Here is an 18,445-nt window from a genome sequence, read left to right as displayed (position 1 = left end):
CCTCCGCACCGCCTCACCCCTGCGGCTCCAGGTCCTCCTCCTCGAACACCAGCAGCGTGCGCGTGCTGAGCACCTCGGGGATGGCCTGGAGCCGGGTGAGGACCAGCTCACGCAGTGCCCGGTTGTCCGGGGTGTGCACCAGCAGCAGGACGTCGAAGTCGCCGCCGACCAGCGCGATGTGGTGGGCGCCGGGCAGCTGCCTGAGCTGCTCGCGCACCGTGCGCCAGGTGTTCTGCACGATCTTCAGCGTGATGTACGCGGAGGTGCTGTGCCCCGCGCGCTCGTGGTCGACGCGGGCGCCGAAGCCGCGGATGACGCCGTCCTCGATGAGCCGGTTGATCCGGGCGTAGGCGTTGGCGCGCGAGACGTGGACCCGTTCGGCGACCGACCGTATCGACGCGCGCCCGTCCGTCTGGAGCATGCGCAGGATGTCCTGATCGATGGCGTCCAGCGGGCGCGGCGGCGGTACGGCGCCGTCCGGCTCCTCGGCCATTTGTTCAGGTGCCATGTCCCCCCGCCTTTCCCTCGTGGACGTAGTGCGTCCATCTCAGGTCGTGGAGAACCGTTTGTCCACAGCCTGGGCCCGCCTGTAGCCAAAATGTGCCGACGACCGAACAATCGGTAGGTGGGGCGCGTCACAGCCGACGCGCCTCTCGTAGCCGCTCCCACGAGGAGGTGCCGTCATGACGGTCATGGAGCAGCGGGACGCGTACCGGCCATCGCCGCCGCCCGCCTGGCAGCCCCGTACCGACCCCGCGCCGCTGCTGCCCGACGCGGAGCCCTACCGCGTCCTGGGGACGGAGGCGGCCGCGAAGGCCGATCCGGAGCTGCTGCGCCGTCTGTACGCGCAGCTGGTCCTGGGCCGCCGTTACAACACGCAGGCCACCGCCCTGACCAAGCAGGGCCGCCTGGCGGTCTACCCCTCCAGCACCGGTCAGGAGGCCTGCGAGGTCGCCGCGGCGCTCGCTCTGGAGGAGCGCGACTGGCTCTTCCCCAGCTACCGCGACACGCTCGCCGTCGTGGCCCGCGGCGTCGACCCCGTCGAGGCCCTGACGCTGCTGCGCGGCGACTGGCACACCGGCTACGACCCCTACGAGCACCGTGTCGCCCCGCTGTCGACGCCGCTCGCCACCCAGCTGCCGCACGCCGTCGGCCTCGCCCACGCCGCCCGCCTCAAGGGCGACGACGTGGTCGCGCTGGCGATGATCGGCGACGGCGGCACCAGCGAGGGCGACTTCCACGAGGCGCTGAACTTCGCCGCCGTCTGGCAGGCCCCCGTGGTCTTCCTCGTGCAGAACAACGGCTTCGCGATCTCCGTCCCGCTCGCCAAGCAGACCGCGGCACCGTCCCTGGCCCACAAGGCCGTCGGGTACGGCATGCCGGGCCGCCTGGTCGACGGCAACGACGCCGCCGCCGTGCACGAGGTGCTCGCCGACGCCGTGCGGCAGGCGCGCGCGGGAGGCGGGCCCACCCTGATCGAGGCGGTGACCTACCGCATCGACGCCCACACCAACGCCGACGACGCCACCCGCTACCGCGGCGACGCCGAGGTCGAGGCCTGGCGCGAGCACGACCCGATCCAGCTGCTGGAGCGGGAGCTGACCGGGCGCGGCCTGCTCGACGAGGACGGCGTCCGCGCCGCCCGCGAGGACGCCGAGGCGATGGCCGCGCGGCTGCGCGAGCGTATGAACCAGGACGCGCCGCTCGACCCCATGGACCTGTTCGCCCACGTGTACGCGGAGCCGACCCCGCAGCTGCGCGAGCAGCGCGACCAACTGGTCGCCGAGCTCCAGGCCGAGTCGGAGGAGGGTACGGCCCGATGACCACCGTCGCGCTCAAGCCGGCCACCATGGCCCAGGCCCTCACGCGCGCGCTGCGCGACGCGATGGCCGCCGACCCCGCCGTGCACGTCATGGGCGAGGACGTCGGCACCCTCGGCGGCGTCTTCCGCATCACCGACGGCCTCGCCAAGGAGTTCGGCGAGGACCGCTGCACGGACACCCCGCTGGCCGAGGCCGGCATCCTCGGCGCAGCCGTCGGCATGGCCATGTACGGGCTGCGCCCGGTGGTCGAGATGCAGTTCGACGCCTTCGCCTACCCGGCGTTCGAGCAACTGGCCAGCCATGTCGCGAAGATGCGCAACCGCACCCGCGGCAAAATGCCCCTGCCGATCACCATCCGCATCCCCTACGGCGGCGGCATCGGCGGTGTGGAGCACCACAGCGACTCCTCCGAGGCGTACTACATGGCGACTCCGGGGCTCCATGTCGTCACGCCCGCGACCGTGGCCGACGCCTACGGGCTGCTGCGGGCCGCCATCGACTCCGACGACCCGGTCGTCTTCCTGGAGCCCAAGCGGCTGTACTGGTCGAAGGACACCTGGAACCCGGACGACCCGCAGACCGTCGAGCCGGTGGGCCGCGCGGTGGTGCGGCGCACCGGCAGGAGCGCCACGCTGATCACGTACGGCCCGTCCGTGCCCGTCTGCCTCGAAGCCGCTGAGGCGGCGCGGGCCGAGGGCTGGGAGCTGGAGGTCGTCGACCTGCGCTCGCTGGTGCCGTTCGACGACGAGACGGTGTGCGCGTCGGTGCGGCGCACCGGACGTGCGGTCGTCGTGCATGAGTCGACCGGGTTCGGCGGCCCGGGCGGGGAGATCGCCGCCCGTGTCACGGAGCGCTGCTTCCACCACCTGGAGGCACCGGTGCTGCGCGTGGCCGGGTTCGACCTCCCCTACCCGCCGCCGATGCTGGAGCGGCACCACCTGCCCGGTGTCGACCGGATTCTGGACGCCGTGGCGCGTCTGCAGTGGGAGGCGGAGAGCTGATGGCACAGGTGCTGGAGTTCAGGCTCCCCGACCTCGGGGAGGGGCTCACCGAGGCGGAGGTCGTCCGCTGGCTGGTCGAGGTGGGTGACGTGGTCGCCATCGATCAGCCGGTCGTCGAGGTCGAGACGGCCAAGGCGATGGTCGAAGTGCCCTGCCCCTACGCCGGCGTGGTCACCGCCCGCTTCGGCGAGGAGGGCGCGGAACTGCCCGTGGGAGCGCCGCTGCTGACGGTGGCGGTCGGGGAGCAGGACGCCGGTGCCGCGGGTGACGCGGGTGACGCCACAGGGGGCTCCGGCAACGTCCTGGTCGGCTACGGCACGGGGGCGCCTCCGGCGCGCCGCCGCAGGGTGCGCCCGGCACCGATGGCGTCGGGCTCGCGCGACACGAGCGGCGCCGTGGAAGCGGCGGCGCCCGTCGCGGCCGCGGCACCGGCCGCCAGGTCAGCGCGTACGGCGGGCGTTCCGGCGGTGGCCCACGCGACCGCGGTGGCCGAGCGGCCCGCCGACGGTCCCGTTCCCGTGATCTCGCCGCTCGTGCGCCGCCTCGCGCGGGAGAACGGCGTGGACCTGCGGCAGCTGTCGGGCTCCGGGCCCGAGGGGCTGATCCTGCGCGCGGACGTCGAGGACGTGCTCAGGGCCGACGCGGCACGGGGCCGCGGCGCCGGCGCACCGGCCGCTCCCGCGACCGCGCCCACCGCCGGGCCGGCGCAGGCCTCCGGCTCCCGCGTTCCGCTCAAGGGGGTGCGCGGTGCCGTCGCCGACAAGCTGTCCCGCAGCCGCCGGGAGATTCCGGACGCGACCTGCTGGGTGGACGCCGACGCCACGGAGCTGATGCGCGCCCGGGCCGCCATGAACGCCGCCGGGGGACAGAAGATCTCCCTGCTCGCGCTGCTGGCCCGGATCTGCACGGCCGCGCTCGCCCGCCATCCCGAGCTCAACTCGCGGGTCGACATGGAGGCCAGGGAGATCATCCGGCTGGACGCCGTGCACCTCGGCTTCGCCGCGCAGACCGAACGCGGGCTCGTCGTCCCGGTCGTACGGGACGCGCACACGCGCGACGCGGAGTCGCTGACCGCCGAGTTCGCCCGGCTGACCGAGGCGGCCCGCGCCGGCACCCTCACCCCGGCCGAACTCACCGGCGGGACCTTCACGTTGAACAACTACGGAGTGTTCGGCGTCGACGGCTCCACACCGATCATCAACCACCCCGAGGCCGCCATGCTCGGCGTCGGCCGCATCGTCCCCAAGCCGTGGGTGCACGAGGGCGAGATGGCGGTGCGGCAGGTCGTCCAGCTCTCGCTCACCTTCGACCACCGGGTGTGCGACGGCGGAACGGCGGGCGGTTTCCTGCGGTATGTGGCCGACTGCGTGGAACAGCCGGCGGTGCTGCTGCGCACACTGTGACGGCAGTGTCCCGCCCGCGTTCCCCTTGATCGCGGGCGGGACGCATACTCGGGGGGTGACCTCCTACGAGCCCCTCGCCCACGACGCCGTCGTGCTCGCCGGAGGAGCCGCCCGGCGGCTCGGCGGCGCGGACAAGCCCGGCCTGCGCGTCGGCGGCCGCGCGCTGCTCGACCGCGTGCTCGCCGCCTGCGCCGACGCGGACAAGACGGTGGTGGTCGCCGACCCCCGTCCCACCGCTCGGCCCGTGCGCTGGGCACGCGAGGAACCGGCCGGCGCCGGTCCGCTCGCCGCGCTCGACGCCGGGCTGCGCCACACCACGGCGGACCATGTCGTCGTACTCTCCGCCGACCTGCCGTTCCTCGAACGCGACACGGTACGGCGGCTGTTGACGGCCCTGAGGGCCGGCCGGGCCGACGGCGTACTGCTCACCGACGCCGGCGGCCGCGACCAGCCGCTCGTGGCCGCCTATCGCGCGCAGGCGCTGCGCCGCGCGCTGGCCGCGCTCGCCCGCGCCGTGTCCGACGGCGGCTCCGCCCGGGACGGCGCCCTCACCGGGCTGCCGCTGCGCCGGCTCACCGCCGCGCTCGATCTCACCCGCGTCCCCGACGACGTCGCGTCCTTCGACTGCGACACCTGGGACGACATCGTCATCGCCAGAGCACGTATCAGGGAGCATGGGCACGTGTTGGATGAATGGATTTCCGCAGTCAAGGACGAGTTGGGCATCGATCTGGACGTCGACACCCGCGCGCTGCTCGACCTCGCCCGCGACGCCGCCCACGGCGTGGCCCGGCCGGCGGCACCCCTGACCACCTTCCTCGTCGGCTATGCGGCCGCGCAGGCCAAGGGCGGCCCCGAAGCCGTCGCCGAGGCCTCCCGCAAGGCCGCGGCCCTCGCCCAGCGCTGGGCGGACGAGACCGCCGCTGGCACCGGCACGCCCGACGTGGCGCCCGACGCCACGCCCGACACCCGCCCGGACGTCTGATGCCCGGCCGTGGCATGCGGGTCGGTGAAACCGCCGAAACCGCCGAGACCGCCGAAAACACCGAGAAGTCCAAGACCGCCGAGAACGCCGAGGACGCCGAGGACTTCGACGTGGAGGAGGCGCTCGCCCTGGTGAACGAAGGCAGCAGTCGGCGTGCCCCCGAGCCCGGCCGGGGCCGGGCGGGACGCGGCGGCACCCCCGGTTCCGGTTCCGCCTCCTTCGAGGACCACGGAAGCGCCGGGTCCGGTCACGGCACCCCGCACCCCGCGCACTCCCAGAAGGCCCGCCACCAGGCCATCGCCTGGCCGCAGGCCCGCGAGACCGCCGCCCGCGCGGCCCGTGCCGGTGCCCGCCGGGTCCCCGTGCCGGTGCCCCTCGAGGCCGCCCTGGGACTGGTCCTGGCCGCACCCCTGACCGCCCTGTGCGACCTGCCCTCCTTCGACACCTCCGCCATGGACGGCTGGGCGGTCGCCGGCCCCGGCCCCTGGGACGTACGCGACAAGGGCGTCCTGGCCGGGCACGACGAGCCCGCCCCGCTCACCGACGGCGAGGCGGTACGCGTCGCGACCGGCGCCCGCGTCCCGCAGGACACCACGGCCGTGCTGCGCAGCGAACACGGCCGCACCGACGCCAAGGGCCGGCTGCACGCCACCAAGGAGTCTTGGCACGGCAAGGACATCCGCCAGCGCGGGCAGGAGTGCCGCAGCGGCGACCAGTTGCTGCCCGTCGGCACCCTGGTGACCCCGGTGGTGCTCGGTCTGGCCGCGGCCGCCGGGTACGACACCCTCGCCACGGTCCCCCGTCCCCGCGTCGACGTCCTCGTGCTCGGCGACGAACTGCTCACCGAGGGCCTGCCGTACGACGGACGGATCCGGGACGCGCTCGGCCCGATGCTGCCGCCCTGGCTGCGCGCGCTGGGCGCCGAGGTCACCCGTGTGCGCCGGATCGGCGACGACGCCAAGGCCCTGCACAAGGCGGTCACCGGGTCGCAGGCCGACGTGATCGTCACCACCGGGGGAACCGCCGCCGGACCGGTCGACCACGTCCACCCCATCCTGCGTCGCATCGGCGCCGAACTGCTGGTGGACGGCGTCCAGGTGCGCCCCGGCCACCCCATGCTCCTGGCCCGCACCAAGGAGAACCAGCACCTCGTCGGCCTGCCCGGCAATCCGCTCGCGGCCGTCTCGGGTCTGCTGACGCTCGCCGAGCCGCTGCTGCGCACGCTGGCCGCGCGCCCGGCCCCGGAGCCGTACACGCTGCCGCTGACGGACGCGGTCCACGGGCACCCGGACGACACCCGGCTCGTGCCCGTGGTGCTGCGCGGCGACCGCGCTGTTCCGCTGCACTACAACGGCCCCGCCATGCTGCGCGGCGTCGCGGCGGCCGATGCCCTCGCTGTCGTACCACCGGGTGGCTCCCGGCCGGGTCAGGAGACCGAACTCCTCGACCTGCCCTGGGCCGCCGCCGGAATCGGGGTGTGTTTCACGTGAAACTTCCGGGCCATGACGCGATCGCCCGCCAGGCGGACGAGCATCTCGTGACCCATCGGGTGAAGCTCCCCCGAAAAGTCGTGGAGCGCCCGATACGTCAGGTCGGCAAACGACTGTTCCTGGCGGTTCTGGTGCTGCTCGTGACGGTTGTGATCGTCTACGCCGACCGCGAGGGATACCAGGACAGCGCCAAAGAAGCCCCGATGGACCTCATTGCCGCTGCGTACTACGCGACGGTGACCCTCTCCACGACCGGATACGGCGACGTCACCCCCGTCAGCGACAGCGCGCGTCTCACCAACATCTTCGTCATCACCCCGCTGCGTGTGATCTTCCTGATCATCCTGGTCGGCACCACACTCGAAGTCCTCACCGAGCGAACCCGTGAGGAATGGCGTCTGAATCGCTGGAGGTCCACTTTGCGCGATCACACCGTCGTCGTCGGATTCGGCACGAAGGGGAGGTCGGCGCTCCAGACCGTCTGTGCGGCCGGGCTGAAGAAGCAGCAGGTCGTCGTGGTCGACCCCAGCGCCAAGGTGGTCGACGCGGCCACGGCGGAGGGCTATGCGGGCGTGGTCGGAGACGCCACCCGCAGCGAGGTGCTCATGCGGGCAGAGGTGCAGCGGGCACGGCAGATCATCATCGCCACCCAGCGGGACGACACCGCCGTGCTGGTCACGCTGACCGCCCGGCAGATCAACCGGGCGGCGAAGATCGTCGCGGCGGTGCGGGAGGAGGAGAACGCGCCGCTGCTCAAGCAGTCCGGGGCCGACGCCGTCGTCACCAGCGCGAGTGCGGCGGGGCGGCTGCTCGGGCTGTCCGTGCTCAGTCCGGCCGCGAGCATGGTCCTAGAGGACCTCATCCAGCAGGGCAGCGGCCTGGACATCATAGAACGGCCCGTCATAAGGGCCGAGGTGGGCCAGGACCCGCGGGACATGGACGACCTGGTGGTGAGCGTGCTGCGCGGACACCGGGTGCTGGGCTACGACGACCCGTCCGTACGGGAACTGGAGCTGACCGACCGTCTGATCACCATCGTCCGGGCCACGCCGGGAACGAAGGTCACCCCTGACGCACGGCCGCTCCCCCAGGACTGACGACAGCACGGCGAAGCAGTAGCGTCGGGCCCATGCATGCGATCACGATTCCCGAACCCGGTGGGCCCGAGGCGTTGGTGTGGGACGAGGTACCGGATCCCGTGCCCGGCGAGGGGGAGGTGCTGGTCGAGGTGGCGGCGAGTGCCGTCAACCGGGCCGACATCCTGCAACGGCAGGGCTTCTACAACCCGCCGCCCGGTGCTTCCCCGTACCCCGGTCTGGAGTGCTCCGGGCGGATCGCCGCACTCGGTCCCGGGGTGTCCGGCTGGGCCGTCGGCGACGAGGTGTGCGCACTGCTGGCGGGCGGCGGTTACGCCGAGAAGGTCGCCGTTCCGGCCGGTCAGCTGCTGCCCGTGCCCGACGGTGTCGGCCTGGGGCAGGCCGCGGCGCTGCCGGAGGTGACCTGCACCGTCTGGTCCAACGTCTTCATGGTCGCCCAGCTGCGCCCCGGCGAGACGCTGCTCGTGCACGGCGGCTCCAGCGGCATCGGCACGATGGCGATCCAGCTCGCCCGGGCCGTGGGCGCGAAGGTCGCCGTGACCGCGGGCACCAAGGAGAAGCTCGAGCGCTGCGCCGAACTGGGCGCCGAGATCCTGATCAACTACCGCGAGCAGGACTTCGTCGAGGAGATCCGGCGGGCCACGGACGGGAACGGCGCCGACGTGATCCTCGACAACATGGGGGCCAAGTACCTGGACCGCAACGTCCAGGCCCTCGCCGTCAACGGCCGGCTCGCGATCATCGGCATGCAGGGCGGGGTCAAGGGCGAGCTGAACATCGGCACCCTGCTCGGCAAGCGGGCCGCGATCAGCGCGACCTCGCTGCGCGCCCGCCCGCTGAGCGAGAAGGCGGCCATCGTCGCCGCCGTACGCGAACACGTCTGGCCGCTGATCGCCGACGGGCACGTCCGGCCGGTGGTCGACCAGGAGCTCCCGATGAGCGACGCCGCGGCCGCCCACCGGATCCTGGAGGAGAGCGGCCACATCGGCAAGGTGCTCCTGGTGACGCCCTGATCCTCGCGCCTCCACCGCCGTACCGGTTGCGCCGGAGCTAGCTCCGGCGCAACCGCAGGGCGATGAACGCCAGGCCGAGGCCGAGGCCGATCAGGACGAGCCCGCTGCCCAGGGACAGGGACCGCAGCACGGGTCCGATCTCGGTCTGCGCGACGGGCAGGGCGCCGGGACTGTCCTGCGACCCGGACGGCACGGGAGCGGTCTCCTGACCTGAGGGCAAGGCGCTCGTCGCCTCCGGCGTCGCGCTCGCGCTCTCGAAGTCCTCGCTGCCGTCGTCGTGCTCCCTCTCCCTCTCCCACCAGTGCGGCCGCCCCGGCCGATGCCGTCCCCCACCGGGGCGGATCCCGGCCCGCGACGGGTCGGAGGACGACAATGACGGGGACGGCGATGAGGAAGAGGAGGAAGAGGAGGAAGGGGACGAGGCCGGGTGTGAGGCTGGGGACGGCGGGGGCCCGTGGACCGGCGAGGGGACGGCCATCCGGGGGGCAGACGTACCGGACGCAGAGGCGCCGGAGGCGTCCGCGACGGCCCTTGACGCGATGTCGTGCGGCGCGGCGGAGGCCGAGGGCGCCCGCGCGGCGCCGTACGCCGAGGCGGAGCCACCGGCCAGGACGGCCGCTACCAGGGCGATCAGCAGTCCCGTCACGCGCAGCAGAGCGCGCAGCCATGGAGTCACGTTGGGGACCCCCTCACGGTGCCCGGCCAGCGGATCAGATCATTTCTGTAACAACAGTCACATCACTGGACCAATCCGGCATTCCAGGATCGGCCACCGGGTCGAACCCACTGCACAATCCGGTTATGGCGATACGTCACGGACTGCTGGCGCTTCTGGCGGACGGCCCCCGCCACTGCTCCCGGCTGCGCGCCGAGTTCGAGGCGCGCACGGGGGCGGCCCGGCCGCTGGACATCGGCCGGGTCCGCGCCGCGCTCGGCCGCCTGGAGCACGACGGCCTGGTCACCCGGGAGGGCGTGGACGAGGCCGGCCGGGTGGTCTACGCACTGGCCGAGGCGGGCCGCGCCGAGCTGCGGGCCTGGTACGCGCGGCCGGTGAAGCGGACGGGTCCGCCGTGCGACGAACTGGCGATCAAGCTGGTGCTGGCGGTGGGGGCGCCCGGCGTCGATGTGCGCGAGGTCGTCGCGGCGCAGCGCCGCCATGTGTCCGAGGCGCTGCACGACTACGTGCGGCAGCGCGCCGAGGTCCTGGCCGGCCCGCTCGGGGGGCCGTGCGAGGTGGCCCGGCTGCTGGTCGTGGAGCAGCTGATCTGCTGTGCCGAGGCGGAGTCCCGCTGGCTGGACCACTGCGAGGCCCGTCTGCTCCGGCTGGGCCTCTCCAGGGTCGAAGACGCGGGGAAATGACGCGGTGGACCGCTTTCCGTGGGGGGCGCCACGGAAGTGGCATGTACGGGTGCGCGACAATGGCGGCATGGAGATGCCGAGGAACGAACGGTCGCCGGAGAATCCGCAGATCCTGGTCGTGGGCCAGGACGGAATGGCGCTCGGCGGTGGCGGGGGCGACGACTCCCGTGAGACCCCGGTGACGGAGCAGGTGGAGCAGCCCGCGAAGGTCATGCGGATCGGCAGCATGATCAAGCAGCTTCTCGAAGAGGTGCGCGCGGCTCCCCTGGACGAGGCCAGCCGGGTCCGGCTGAAGGAGATCCACGCGAGCTCGGTCAAGGAACTGGAGGACGGCCTGGCGCCGGAACTCGTCGAGGAGCTGGAGCGGCTCTCCCTGCCGTTCACCGACGAGGGAACCCCCAGCGATGCCGAACTGCGCATCGCACAGGCGCAGTTGGTGGGCTGGCTGGAGGGTCTCTTCCACGGGATCCAGACGACTCTGTTCGCCCAGCAGATGGCCGCCCGCGCCCAGTTGGAGCAGATGCGCCGTGCCCTGCCCCCGGGTATCGGGCACGACGGCGGCGACGACCCCCACACGGGCGGCCGCTCGGGCGGGCCGTACCTGTAGGCGCCCGTACGCGCAGGTGTCCTGCCCGCGGGCGCCGGGTCCGTGGGCCGTACGCCGCGCCCCTGCCCGCACGTGTCCTCGTAGCGCGGACGTGACAAGGCCCCGGCAGCCGTACTGCCGGGGCCTTCTTCTTACGGGACCGCGCTTCTCACGGGACCGCCCGCCGTGCTCGACGGGAGCCGGACGGGACGGCGACGGTCAGGACGACTCGGGGTTGCCGGTCGAGACGTAGAGCTGGATCACCGGCATGTTCTTCGGGTCGACGTCCGTGTCGGCCGCGGGGTACTGGTTCATGACCGTGTCCTGGCCGTACGTGTTCTCGTTGGTGTCGATCTTCTTCAGCTTCCAGCCGGCGGCCTGGAGGCACTCCTTGACCGAACCGAGGTTCTTGTACCGGAAGTCCGGCAGCCTGACCTTGTCCGGGTCGTTGTACGCCTCCCGCGGCTCCTTGCAGTCGTCGGAGTCGATCGTCTTCGAGGTGTCCGGCCCGCGGTGGCCCTCGACCACCGCGGCGGACGCGCTCGCGCTGCCGCCCCCGCCCTTGGCCTCGTCTCCGCCGCCGCCGATGTCCATGGCCAGCGCGACGATCAGGCCGAGCACCGCGATGGCGGCGACGGCGATCGACCCGATGACCACGGGCCTGGTGCTCCGGCCGCCGCCCGGCGGGGGCGTGTGCTGGGGCGAGGCGGCGTACGGCGGCGGGGTCGGCGCCTGCTGCTGCGCGTACGGCGACGCGACGGGCGTCTGGTAGCCGGGCTGCTGCGGGTAGCCGTAACTCGCGGGCGTGGGGGCGCCGGTGCTGTAGGGATTGGGTGTCGGGGCCGGCTGGTACGGCGTCTGCACGTGGCCCTGGGGGACCGGGGACGTCTGGTCGACGGGCGGGAAGACGGCCGAGCCGACGCCCGCGCCGCTCGGCGTGTGGGCGCCGGGGACGATGCTGGGCGCGGCCGCCTGGAAGGAGGCCGCCACACGCAGGCACTCGTCGCGCATGGACTCGGAGCTGGGGAAGCGCTCGTTGGGGTTCTTCTTCAGCGCGCGGGCGACCAGCGCGTCCACCGCCGGAGGAAGCGAGCGGTTGATCGAGGAGGGCGCCACCGGCTCCTCCTGCACATGCGCGTACGCGATGGCCAGGGGTGAGTCCGCGTCGAACGGCAGCCGCCCGGTGACGAGTTGGAACAGCATGATGCCGACCGAGTACAGGTCGGACCGCGCGTCCACGCCCCGGCCGAGCGCCTGTTCCGGCGAGAGGTACTGCGGGGTGCCGACGACCATGCCGGTCTGCGTCATCGACGTCACGCCGGACTGCATGGCGCGGGCGATGCCGAAGTCCATGACCTTGACCACGCCGCGCTTGGTCATCATCACGTTGCCCGGCTTGATGTCGCGGTGGACCAGGCCCATTTCGTGGCTGATCTCCAGCGCGGCGAGCACGTCCGCGGTGATCTTCAGGGCCTTGTCGGCGGGCATCGCGCCCTGCTGCCGGATGTCCTCCTCCAGCACCGAGCCGAGGGGGCGGCCCTCGACGTACTCCATGACGATGTACGGCGTCGTCATGCCGTCCACATCGTCCTCGCCGGTGTCGAAGACCGAGACGATGTTGGTGTGCGTGAGCTTGGCCACTGCCTGGGCCTCGCGGCGGAACCGCTCGCGGAAGGCCTGTTCGCGGCCGAGTTCGGTGTGGAGTGTCTTGATCGCGACCTGGCGGTCGAGCACGGAGTCGTAGGCGAGGTGCACCGAGGCCATGCCGCCCTCGCCGAGCAGGTCGCGCAGCTGGTAGCGGCCGCCGGCCAGTGCCCGTCCCGCGTACTGGCCGTGTGCGCCGTCCTGGCTCATGTCTCCGCGTCCCCCACTAGGCCGTCCGGCGCCCTCGTTGATCGAATGAGTCATTCCCGGCCAAGTCTGCCCCAGGGCACTGACACGTCAAGCTCGGTGCCCGTTCCGTGACCGTACGCGAAAGAAGCGTCGCGGAAGCGTTACAGCAGGCGTACGGCCGGTACACGGAATTTGCACCACGGCGCCCGCACGGGGTTTCATGGCCGGTCCGTCTCGGGCCGGTTCCGGCGGTGCTCGCCGCGACGATCCTGGACCGGCGGCCCCCGCGAAGCCTGTAGCGTGGCCGACGGAGACCGTGACAACACCGCGCGCACCGCGGGCAGAAACGACGGCGAGGACTGATGGCACAGCAGCATCGCGCCCAGGGCCCGTCCGACCCCGAGGCGAGTGGCGGCGGTATGTCGGACGCGCCGGAGATGTGGGGCAACGACGGCCTGGTCGGCGACGGTAGGTACCGGCTGACGCACAGACTCGGCCGGGGCGGCATGGCCGAGGTGTTCGCCGCCGAGGACGTGCGCCTCGGGCGGACCGTGGCGGTCAAGCTGCTCCGCGCCGACCTGGCCGAAGACCCCGTCTCCAAGGCCCGGTTCACACGTGAGGCCCAGTCGGTGGCCGGGCTCAACCACCACGCGATCGTCGCCGTGTACGACTCCGGCGAGGACCAGGCGGGCGGCCAGGCCGTGCCGTACATCGTGATGGAGCTGGTCGAGGGCCGCACCATCCGCGATCTGCTGCTCAACGCCGAGGCGCCCGGCCCGGAGCAGGCGCTGATCATCGTCTCCGGTGTCCTGGAGGCGCTGGCCTACTCGCACCAGCACGGCATCGTGCACCGCGACATCAAGCCGGCCAACGTCATCATCACCGACAACGGCGCCGTGAAGGTGATGGACTTCGGCATCGCCCGCGCCCTGCACGGGGCGTCCACGACGATGACGCAGACCGGCATGGTCATGGGCACTCCGCAGTACCTCTCCCCGGAACAGGCTCTCGGCAAGGCCGTCGACTACCGCTCCGACCTGTACGCCACGGGCTGCCTGCTGTACGAACTCCTCGCGCTGCGGCCTCCGTTCACCGGCGAGACCCCGCTGTCGGTGGTCTACCAGCACGTCCAGGACATGCCGGTGCCGCCGTCGCAGGTCCCCGGCGGCACCTGCCCGCCGGAGCTCGACGGCCTTGTCATGCGCTCGCTGGCCAAGGAGCCCGACGACCGTTTCCAGACCGCCGAGGAGATGCGCGGGCTGATCCAGTACGGGCTGCAGATGCTGTACGACCAGGGTGGCCACACCGGCACCTGGCACACCGGCCCGGTCGAGGCGCACGACGGCCGGCACACCCCGGCGGCCGGCTACGCGGGCACGACCGCGATGCCGCACCAGGCCGACCTCGGCTCCGGCACCACGCAGATCCCCCAGCCGATCCTGCCCGCCGGATACGGCAACTCCGACGACGGCGGCTTCGAGGGGCACGGCAACAAGGGCAGCGGCCGCGGCAAGCTGTGGATCCTGGCCGTCCTCGCGGTGATCGCCATCGCCGCGGGCGTGGCACTGGCGCTGCAGAAGACCGGCGGCGACACCGGCACCGGCGTCGACACCACCAAGTCGCCGTCGCACACGCAGTCCACCGACGACGCGCAGCCCAGCACCACCCCGAGCGACTCGTCGAACGAGCAGCCGTCGGACACCTCGACGGACCGGAACCACGGCTCCGGTGGGGGCGGCTGGAAGTACACGCCGTCGTACCGGCCGTCGTGGACCCCGTCGGAGCCGTCCGGCCAACAGCCCTCCAACGAGCAGTCCGACCCGCAGACCTCCAGCGAACCGGCCGACCCCCCGCCTGCGTCGACGCCCGCGGACACGAGCGGCGGTCCGGGCGACGGCTCCGGGGACGTTGGCGGTGCCACCGGTGGTGGCGCCGACGCCGGTGCCTCCGCGGGGACCGCCGGGAATGTCGGCGGAGGCGCCTGAGTCCCGCCGGGGACCGACCATCCTTCACGCGCGCGTGGGGCCGTACGGGTTCCACGCGCGCGTGGTGTTTCTCCGGCCTTCCCGGCGCGACCGCGCGCGTTATTCAGCGAACGCGCCGCACACCGTGCCGTACTCCCGCGTCCACCACACCGCGAGCGCCGAGGCGGCCGGGAACTGCGGGTCCGCGCGGGTGTCGCCGCGCTCGTAGTGCCAGCGCAGCATCCAGAAGTCGTTCAGGCGCTCCCACCACACGCGGTGCACGGCCGCCGCGAGTTCCGAGGGGCCGGCGCCGGCCGCCCGCCGGTACGCGCGCGCGTACGCCCTGACCTTCGGCAGGTCCAGGGTGCCGGCGGGCCGGACGAAGAAGATCGCGGCGGCGCGCACCGCCTCCTCCGCGCGGGGCTGCACACCGAGCCGGTCCCAGTCGACGATCGCGGCGGGGGCGTCCCCCTGGTAGAGCAGGTTGAAGGGGTGGAAGTCGCCGTGCACCCAGCCGACGGGCCCGCCGGGCGGCGGACGCCGGTCCGCGTGCTGTTCCAGGAGCGCGCGCCGCTCCAGGAGCCGGTGCCGGGCCAGTTCGTCGAAGGCGTCCGGGGGCCGGTGGCGGCGGACGTGCCCGAGCAGGTCGTCGATCAGTGTGAAGGTGTCGGCGGGATCGGCGCTCTCCACGGGGTGGGGACTCGCGGCGGGGCGGGTGCGGCCCTTGGGCGGCATCACCCGCTCCAGGCACGCGTGCACGGCACCCAGCAGCGCCCCCAGACGGGCGCACTGCCTGGTGGTGAGCTGCCCGCCGTGCCGGTGCCGGCCGTCGATCCAGGGGTGCAGGGCATAGGCGTGGCCGCCGACCACGGCGACCGTGCGCCCGTCGCGGCCGGTGAGCGGCGGCGCCACCGGGACGCCGAGGTCGGCCAGGCGCTGGGTGGCCCGGTGCTGGCGCGCGATGGCGGCGGGGTCGGCGGTGTCCGGATCGAAGTGGTGCTTGAGGAAATAACGGCCGCGGGTCGTGCACAGCCGGTAGCCGCGGTTGAGCAGGCCCTGGTCGACCGGCTCGCAGGTGAGGGCGGAACCGGCGGCGTACTGGCGCAGCAAGGCGCTCAGAGGGGGCGCGTGGGGCACGGGGGGTGGTACACATGGGCGCGGCACGCGCCAGATGCTAGGGCACCGGTGGAGGCCGTGAGCTGGGGCTTGTCACAGACAGTCGTCGATGGTCGCTTTCGGTCACATGAGGTCGCGATGTCGTCCCGACAGCCGCCCGCCGTGCGCCGGTACGCTCTCGGCGGCATTCCTCGTCACCGCCCTGAGGGTCCTGTTTCGCCGTCCCTCGTGCGGAGTCATCCATCAAGAGTAGTTCCGGCCATTCGCCGACCCTTCCCGACTCAGGGGTGGCCGGGATAACGTGCCGGTGTTCCGGCCCCCCTGCACGGCTGTGACCAGCGGCTGCCCCGACTGTCCGGCGAGGTACTTGGACGTCCAAGTGAAAATACTTGGAAATCCAAGGAAACGCCCAGGTCAGGAGGGGTTTCCCAGAAATGTGGAGCACTGGGTAACGTGACTGCTGCAGGGCGCTCGCCGGGGCACCTGTCACGCCTGTTCCCGGCCGAGCGGCACCCACCCCGTGCCCGGTGGTCCGGAACAGGTGAGCCGCACTGGCTACCGGCAACCCCGGGGCCGGACCGACGGAGGAGCACACGTGACCGTGGAGAGCACTGCCGCGCGCACATCGCGACGCAGCGCCGGAAGCAAGGCCGGCGCGACCGGCGCGAAAGCCGCCGGCACCGGGCGGCGTACCGGCGCCAAGAAGAGCGCCGACCCCGAACTCGTGCAGTTGCTGACGCCCGAGGGCAAGCGCGTCAAGAACGCCGAGTACGACAAGTACGTCGCCGGCATCACCGCCGAGGAGCTTCGCGGCCTGTACCGCGACATGGTGCTCACCCGCCGCTTCGACGCCGAGGCCACCGCCCTGCAGCGCCAGGGCGAACTGGGGCTGTGGGCCTCGCTGCTCGGCCAGGAGGCCGCCCAGATCGGCTCAGGCCGCGCCACCCGCGAGGACGACTACGTCTTCCCGACCTACCGTGAGCACGGCGTCGCCTGGTGCCGCGGGGTGGATCCGACCAACCTGCTCGGCATGTTCCGGGGTGTGAACAACGGCGGCTGGGACCCCAACGGCAACAACTTCCACCTCTACACGATCGTCATCGGCTCCCAGGCGCTGCACGCCACCGGCTACGCGATGGGCGTCGCCAAGGACGGCGCCGACTCCGCGGTCATCGCCTACTTCGGCGACGGTGCCTCCAGCCAGGGCGACGTGGCCGAGGCCTTCACCTTCTCCGCGGTCTACAACGCCCCCGTGGTGTTCTTCTGCCAGAACAACCAGTGGGCGATCTCCGAGCCGACCGAGAAGCAGACCCGCGTCCCGCTCTACCAGCGCGCGGCGGGCTTCGGCTTCCCCGGCGTCCGCGTCGACGGCAACGACGTGCTGGCCTGCCTCGCCGTCACCAAGTGGGCGCTGGAGCGCGCCCGCAACGGCGAGGGCCCCACCCTGGTCGAGGCGTACACCTACCGCATGGGCGCCCACACCACCTCCGACGACCCCACCCGCTACCGGGGCGACGAGGAGCGCCTGGCCTGGGAGGCGAAGGACCCGATCCTGCGCCTTCGCCGCCACCTGGAGGCCGCAAACCACGCGGACGAGGGATTCTTCGAGGAACTCGAGACCGAGAGCGAGGCGTTGGGCAAACGAGTGCGCGAAGTGGTCCGTGCCATGCCCGACCCGGACCTCTTCGCCATCTTCGAGAACGTGTACGCGGACGGGCACGCGCTCGTCGACGAGGAGCGCGCCCAGTTCGCCGCCTACCAGGCGTCGTTCGCGGACGCAGAGGGGGTCTGATCATGGCTGCTGAGAAGATGGCCCTGGCCAAGGCGATCAACGAGTCGCTGCGCCGTGCCCTGGACAACGACCCCAAGGTCCTCATCATGGGCGAGGACGTCGGCAAGCTCGGCGGCGTGTTCCGGGTGACGGACGGCCTCCAGAAGGACTTCGGCGAGAGCCGCGTCATCGACACCCCGCTCGCCGAGTCCGGCATCGTCGGCACCGCGATCGGCCTCGCCCTGCGCGGCTACCGCCCGGTGGTCGAGATCCAGTTCGACGGCTTCGTCTTCCCGGCGTACGACCAGATCGTCACGCAGCTCGCGAAGATGCACGCCCGCTCGCTGGGCAAGGTCAAGCTCCCGGTCGTCGTCCGCATCCCCTACGGCGGCGGCATCGGCGCGGTCGAGCACCACTCGGAGTCCCCCGAGGCGCTGTTCGCGCACGTGGCGGGCCTGAAGGTCGTCAGCCCCTCCAACGCGTCGGACGCGTACTGGATGATGCAGCAGGCCATCCAGAGCGACGACCCGGTGATCTACTTCGAGCCCAAGCGGCGCTACTGGGACAAGGCCGAGGTCAACACGGAGGCCATCCCGAACCCGCTGCACAAGGCGCAGGTCGTCCGCGAGGGCACGGACCTGACCCTGGCGGCCTACGGCCCGATGGTGAAGCTCTGCCAGGAGGTCGCCGCCGCGGCCGCCGAGGAGGGCAAGTCCCTGGAGGTCCTGGACCTGCGCTCGGTCTCCCCGATCGACTTCGACGCCATCCAGGCCTCGGTGGAGCGGACCCGCCGCCTCGTCGTCGTCCACGAGGCGCCGGTGTTCTTCGGTTCCGGCGCGGAGATCGCCGCCCGGATCACCGAGCGCTGCTTCTACCACCTGGAGGCCCCCGTGCTGCGGGTCGGCGGCTACCACGCCCCGTACCCGCCGGCCCGCCTGGAGGAGTCCTACCTGCCGGACCTGGACCGCGTGCTCGACGCCGTCGACCGCTCGCTGGCGTACTGA

At 72.5% G+C, this 18,445-nt stretch carries 16 protein-coding genes; 12 read left to right on the top strand and 4 right to left on the bottom strand.

The genetic code is table 11. The features are described from left to right. Positions 1-13: 13 nt before the first annotated feature. Positions 14-493 carry an Lrp/AsnC family transcriptional regulator gene (locus ABZ818_RS13290; RefSeq protein WP_361413613.1) on the bottom strand — a complete coding sequence of 160 codons (480 nt, stop codon included), beginning with the start codon at positions 491-493 and terminating at the stop codon, positions 14-16. A 190-nt stretch (positions 494-683) separates the two neighbouring features. On the opposite strand from ABZ818_RS13290, the gene pdhA (ABZ818_RS13285) reads away from it, so the two are divergent. The 7 genes from pdhA (ABZ818_RS13285) to ABZ818_RS13255 are packed head-to-tail and all read left to right on the top strand — an operon-like array spanning position 684 to position 8,812. After that, positions 684-1,823, top strand: coding sequence for a pyruvate dehydrogenase (acetyl-transferring) E1 component subunit alpha (gene pdhA / locus ABZ818_RS13285; RefSeq protein WP_361413433.1), 1,140 nt, complete (start codon positions 684-686; stop codon positions 1,821-1,823). Continuing rightward, positions 1,820-2,824, top strand: a complete 1,005-nt coding sequence (locus ABZ818_RS13280) for an alpha-ketoacid dehydrogenase subunit beta (protein WP_361413430.1) — start codon at positions 1,820-1,822, stop codon at positions 2,822-2,824. The genes pdhA (ABZ818_RS13285) and ABZ818_RS13280 overlap by 4 nt, the downstream gene beginning before the upstream one ends. Further along, entirely contained in the window at positions 2,824-4,227 is a 1,404-nt protein-coding gene (locus tag ABZ818_RS13275) for a dihydrolipoamide acetyltransferase family protein (RefSeq protein ID WP_361413427.1), read from the top strand. Before ABZ818_RS13280 ends, ABZ818_RS13275 begins: the two co-directional genes overlap by 1 nt. Before the next feature lie 55 nt (positions 4,228-4,282). After that, on the top strand, positions 4,283-5,212 hold the full coding sequence (locus tag ABZ818_RS13270; protein ID WP_361413423.1) for an NTP transferase domain-containing protein: 930 nt from the start codon (positions 4,283-4,285) through the stop codon (positions 5,210-5,212). A gap of 14 nt (positions 5,213-5,226) precedes the next feature. Further along, positions 5,227-6,702 (top strand): molybdopterin molybdotransferase MoeA, encoded by a 1,476-nt coding sequence (locus tag ABZ818_RS13265; RefSeq protein WP_361413420.1) that lies wholly within the window; start codon positions 5,227-5,229, stop codon positions 6,700-6,702. Continuing rightward, on the top strand, positions 6,699-7,799 hold the full coding sequence (locus ABZ818_RS13260) for a potassium channel family protein (RefSeq protein ID WP_361413417.1): 1,101 nt from the start codon (positions 6,699-6,701) through the stop codon (positions 7,797-7,799). The genes ABZ818_RS13265 and ABZ818_RS13260 overlap by 4 nt, the downstream gene beginning before the upstream one ends. Before the next feature lie 32 nt (positions 7,800-7,831). Further along, positions 7,832-8,812 (top strand): NAD(P)H-quinone oxidoreductase, encoded by a 981-nt coding sequence (locus ABZ818_RS13255; protein WP_361413415.1) that lies wholly within the window; start codon positions 7,832-7,834, stop codon positions 8,810-8,812. 37 nt (positions 8,813-8,849) lie between these two features. Here ABZ818_RS13255 and ABZ818_RS13250 read toward each other — a convergent pair whose 3' ends face one another. After that, positions 8,850-9,488, bottom strand: coding sequence for a hypothetical protein (locus ABZ818_RS13250; RefSeq protein WP_361413412.1), 639 nt, complete (start codon positions 9,486-9,488; stop codon positions 8,850-8,852). A gap of 125 nt (positions 9,489-9,613) precedes the next feature. On the opposite strand from ABZ818_RS13250, the gene ABZ818_RS13245 reads away from it, so the two are divergent. Together ABZ818_RS13245 and ABZ818_RS13240 are read left to right on the top strand one after the other, a co-directional pair. Then, positions 9,614-10,171: a helix-turn-helix transcriptional regulator gene (locus ABZ818_RS13245; protein ID WP_361413410.1), complete on the top strand. Its 558-nt coding sequence runs from the start codon at positions 9,614-9,616 to the stop codon at positions 10,169-10,171. Between the two features lie 67 nt (positions 10,172-10,238). Continuing rightward, positions 10,239-10,778: a bacterial proteasome activator family protein gene (locus tag ABZ818_RS13240; RefSeq protein ID WP_361413407.1), complete on the top strand. Its 540-nt coding sequence runs from the start codon at positions 10,239-10,241 to the stop codon at positions 10,776-10,778. A 198-nt stretch (positions 10,779-10,976) separates the two neighbouring features. Here the strand turns inward: ABZ818_RS13240 and ABZ818_RS13235 are convergent, their stop codons facing one another. After that, complete coding sequence (locus ABZ818_RS13235; protein WP_361413404.1) at positions 10,977-12,611, bottom strand: protein kinase; 1,635 nt, start codon at positions 12,609-12,611, stop codon at positions 10,977-10,979. A 341-nt stretch (positions 12,612-12,952) separates the two neighbouring features. Between ABZ818_RS13235 and ABZ818_RS13230 the strand changes: the two genes are divergently transcribed. Further along, on the top strand, positions 12,953-14,575 hold the full coding sequence (locus ABZ818_RS13230) for a protein kinase (RefSeq protein WP_361413401.1): 1,623 nt from the start codon (positions 12,953-12,955) through the stop codon (positions 14,573-14,575). A 99-nt stretch (positions 14,576-14,674) separates the two neighbouring features. Here ABZ818_RS13230 and ABZ818_RS13225 read toward each other — a convergent pair whose 3' ends face one another. Next, entirely contained in the window at positions 14,675-15,691 is a 1,017-nt protein-coding gene (locus tag ABZ818_RS13225; protein WP_361413398.1) for a phosphotransferase, read from the bottom strand. Between the two features lie 574 nt (positions 15,692-16,265). On the opposite strand from ABZ818_RS13225, the gene pdhA (ABZ818_RS13220) reads away from it, so the two are divergent. Further along, positions 16,266-17,462, top strand: coding sequence for a pyruvate dehydrogenase (acetyl-transferring) E1 component subunit alpha (gene pdhA / locus ABZ818_RS13220; RefSeq protein ID WP_361413396.1), 1,197 nt, complete (start codon positions 16,266-16,268; stop codon positions 17,460-17,462). A gap of 2 nt (positions 17,463-17,464) precedes the next feature. Further along, a complete protein-coding gene (locus ABZ818_RS13215; RefSeq protein ID WP_361413393.1) occupies positions 17,465-18,445 on the top strand; it encodes an alpha-ketoacid dehydrogenase subunit beta in 981 nt (326 codons plus the stop codon).

This window comes from Streptomyces sp. NPDC047453, assembly GCF_040643155.1.
Lineage (GTDB): Bacteria > Actinomycetota > Actinomycetes > Streptomycetales > Streptomycetaceae > Streptomyces.
The sequence above is the reverse complement of the archived record's forward strand: the minus strand, read 5'-3'. Positions and strand labels throughout refer to the sequence as shown.

What these genes read in the sequence shown, in the direction of transcription:
- ABZ818_RS13290 (WP_361413613.1), bottom strand. Translation starts at nt 493, where the DNA reads ATGGCCGAGGAGCCGGACGGCGCCGTACCGCCGCCGCGCCCGCTGGAC.
- pdhA (WP_361413433.1), top strand. Translation starts at nt 684, where the DNA reads ATGACGGTCATGGAGCAGCGGGACGCGTACCGGCCATCGCCGCCGCCC.
- ABZ818_RS13280 (WP_361413430.1), top strand. Translation starts at nt 1,820, where the DNA reads ATGACCACCGTCGCGCTCAAGCCGGCCACCATGGCCCAGGCCCTCACG.
- ABZ818_RS13275 (WP_361413427.1), top strand. Translation starts at nt 2,824, where the DNA reads ATGGCACAGGTGCTGGAGTTCAGGCTCCCCGACCTCGGGGAGGGGCTC.
- ABZ818_RS13265 (WP_361413420.1), top strand. Translation starts at nt 5,227, where the DNA reads ATGCGGGTCGGTGAAACCGCCGAAACCGCCGAGACCGCCGAAAACACC.
- ABZ818_RS13255 (WP_361413415.1), top strand. Translation starts at nt 7,832, where the DNA reads ATGCATGCGATCACGATTCCCGAACCCGGTGGGCCCGAGGCGTTGGTG.
- ABZ818_RS13245 (WP_361413410.1), top strand. Translation starts at nt 9,614, where the DNA reads ATGGCGATACGTCACGGACTGCTGGCGCTTCTGGCGGACGGCCCCCGC.
- ABZ818_RS13240 (WP_361413407.1), top strand. Translation starts at nt 10,239, where the DNA reads ATGGAGATGCCGAGGAACGAACGGTCGCCGGAGAATCCGCAGATCCTG.
- ABZ818_RS13235 (WP_361413404.1), bottom strand. Translation starts at nt 12,611, where the DNA reads ATGAGCCAGGACGGCGCACACGGCCAGTACGCGGGACGGGCACTGGCC.
- ABZ818_RS13230 (WP_361413401.1), top strand. Translation starts at nt 12,953, where the DNA reads ATGGCACAGCAGCATCGCGCCCAGGGCCCGTCCGACCCCGAGGCGAGT.
- ABZ818_RS13215 (WP_361413393.1), top strand. Translation starts at nt 17,465, where the DNA reads ATGGCTGCTGAGAAGATGGCCCTGGCCAAGGCGATCAACGAGTCGCTG.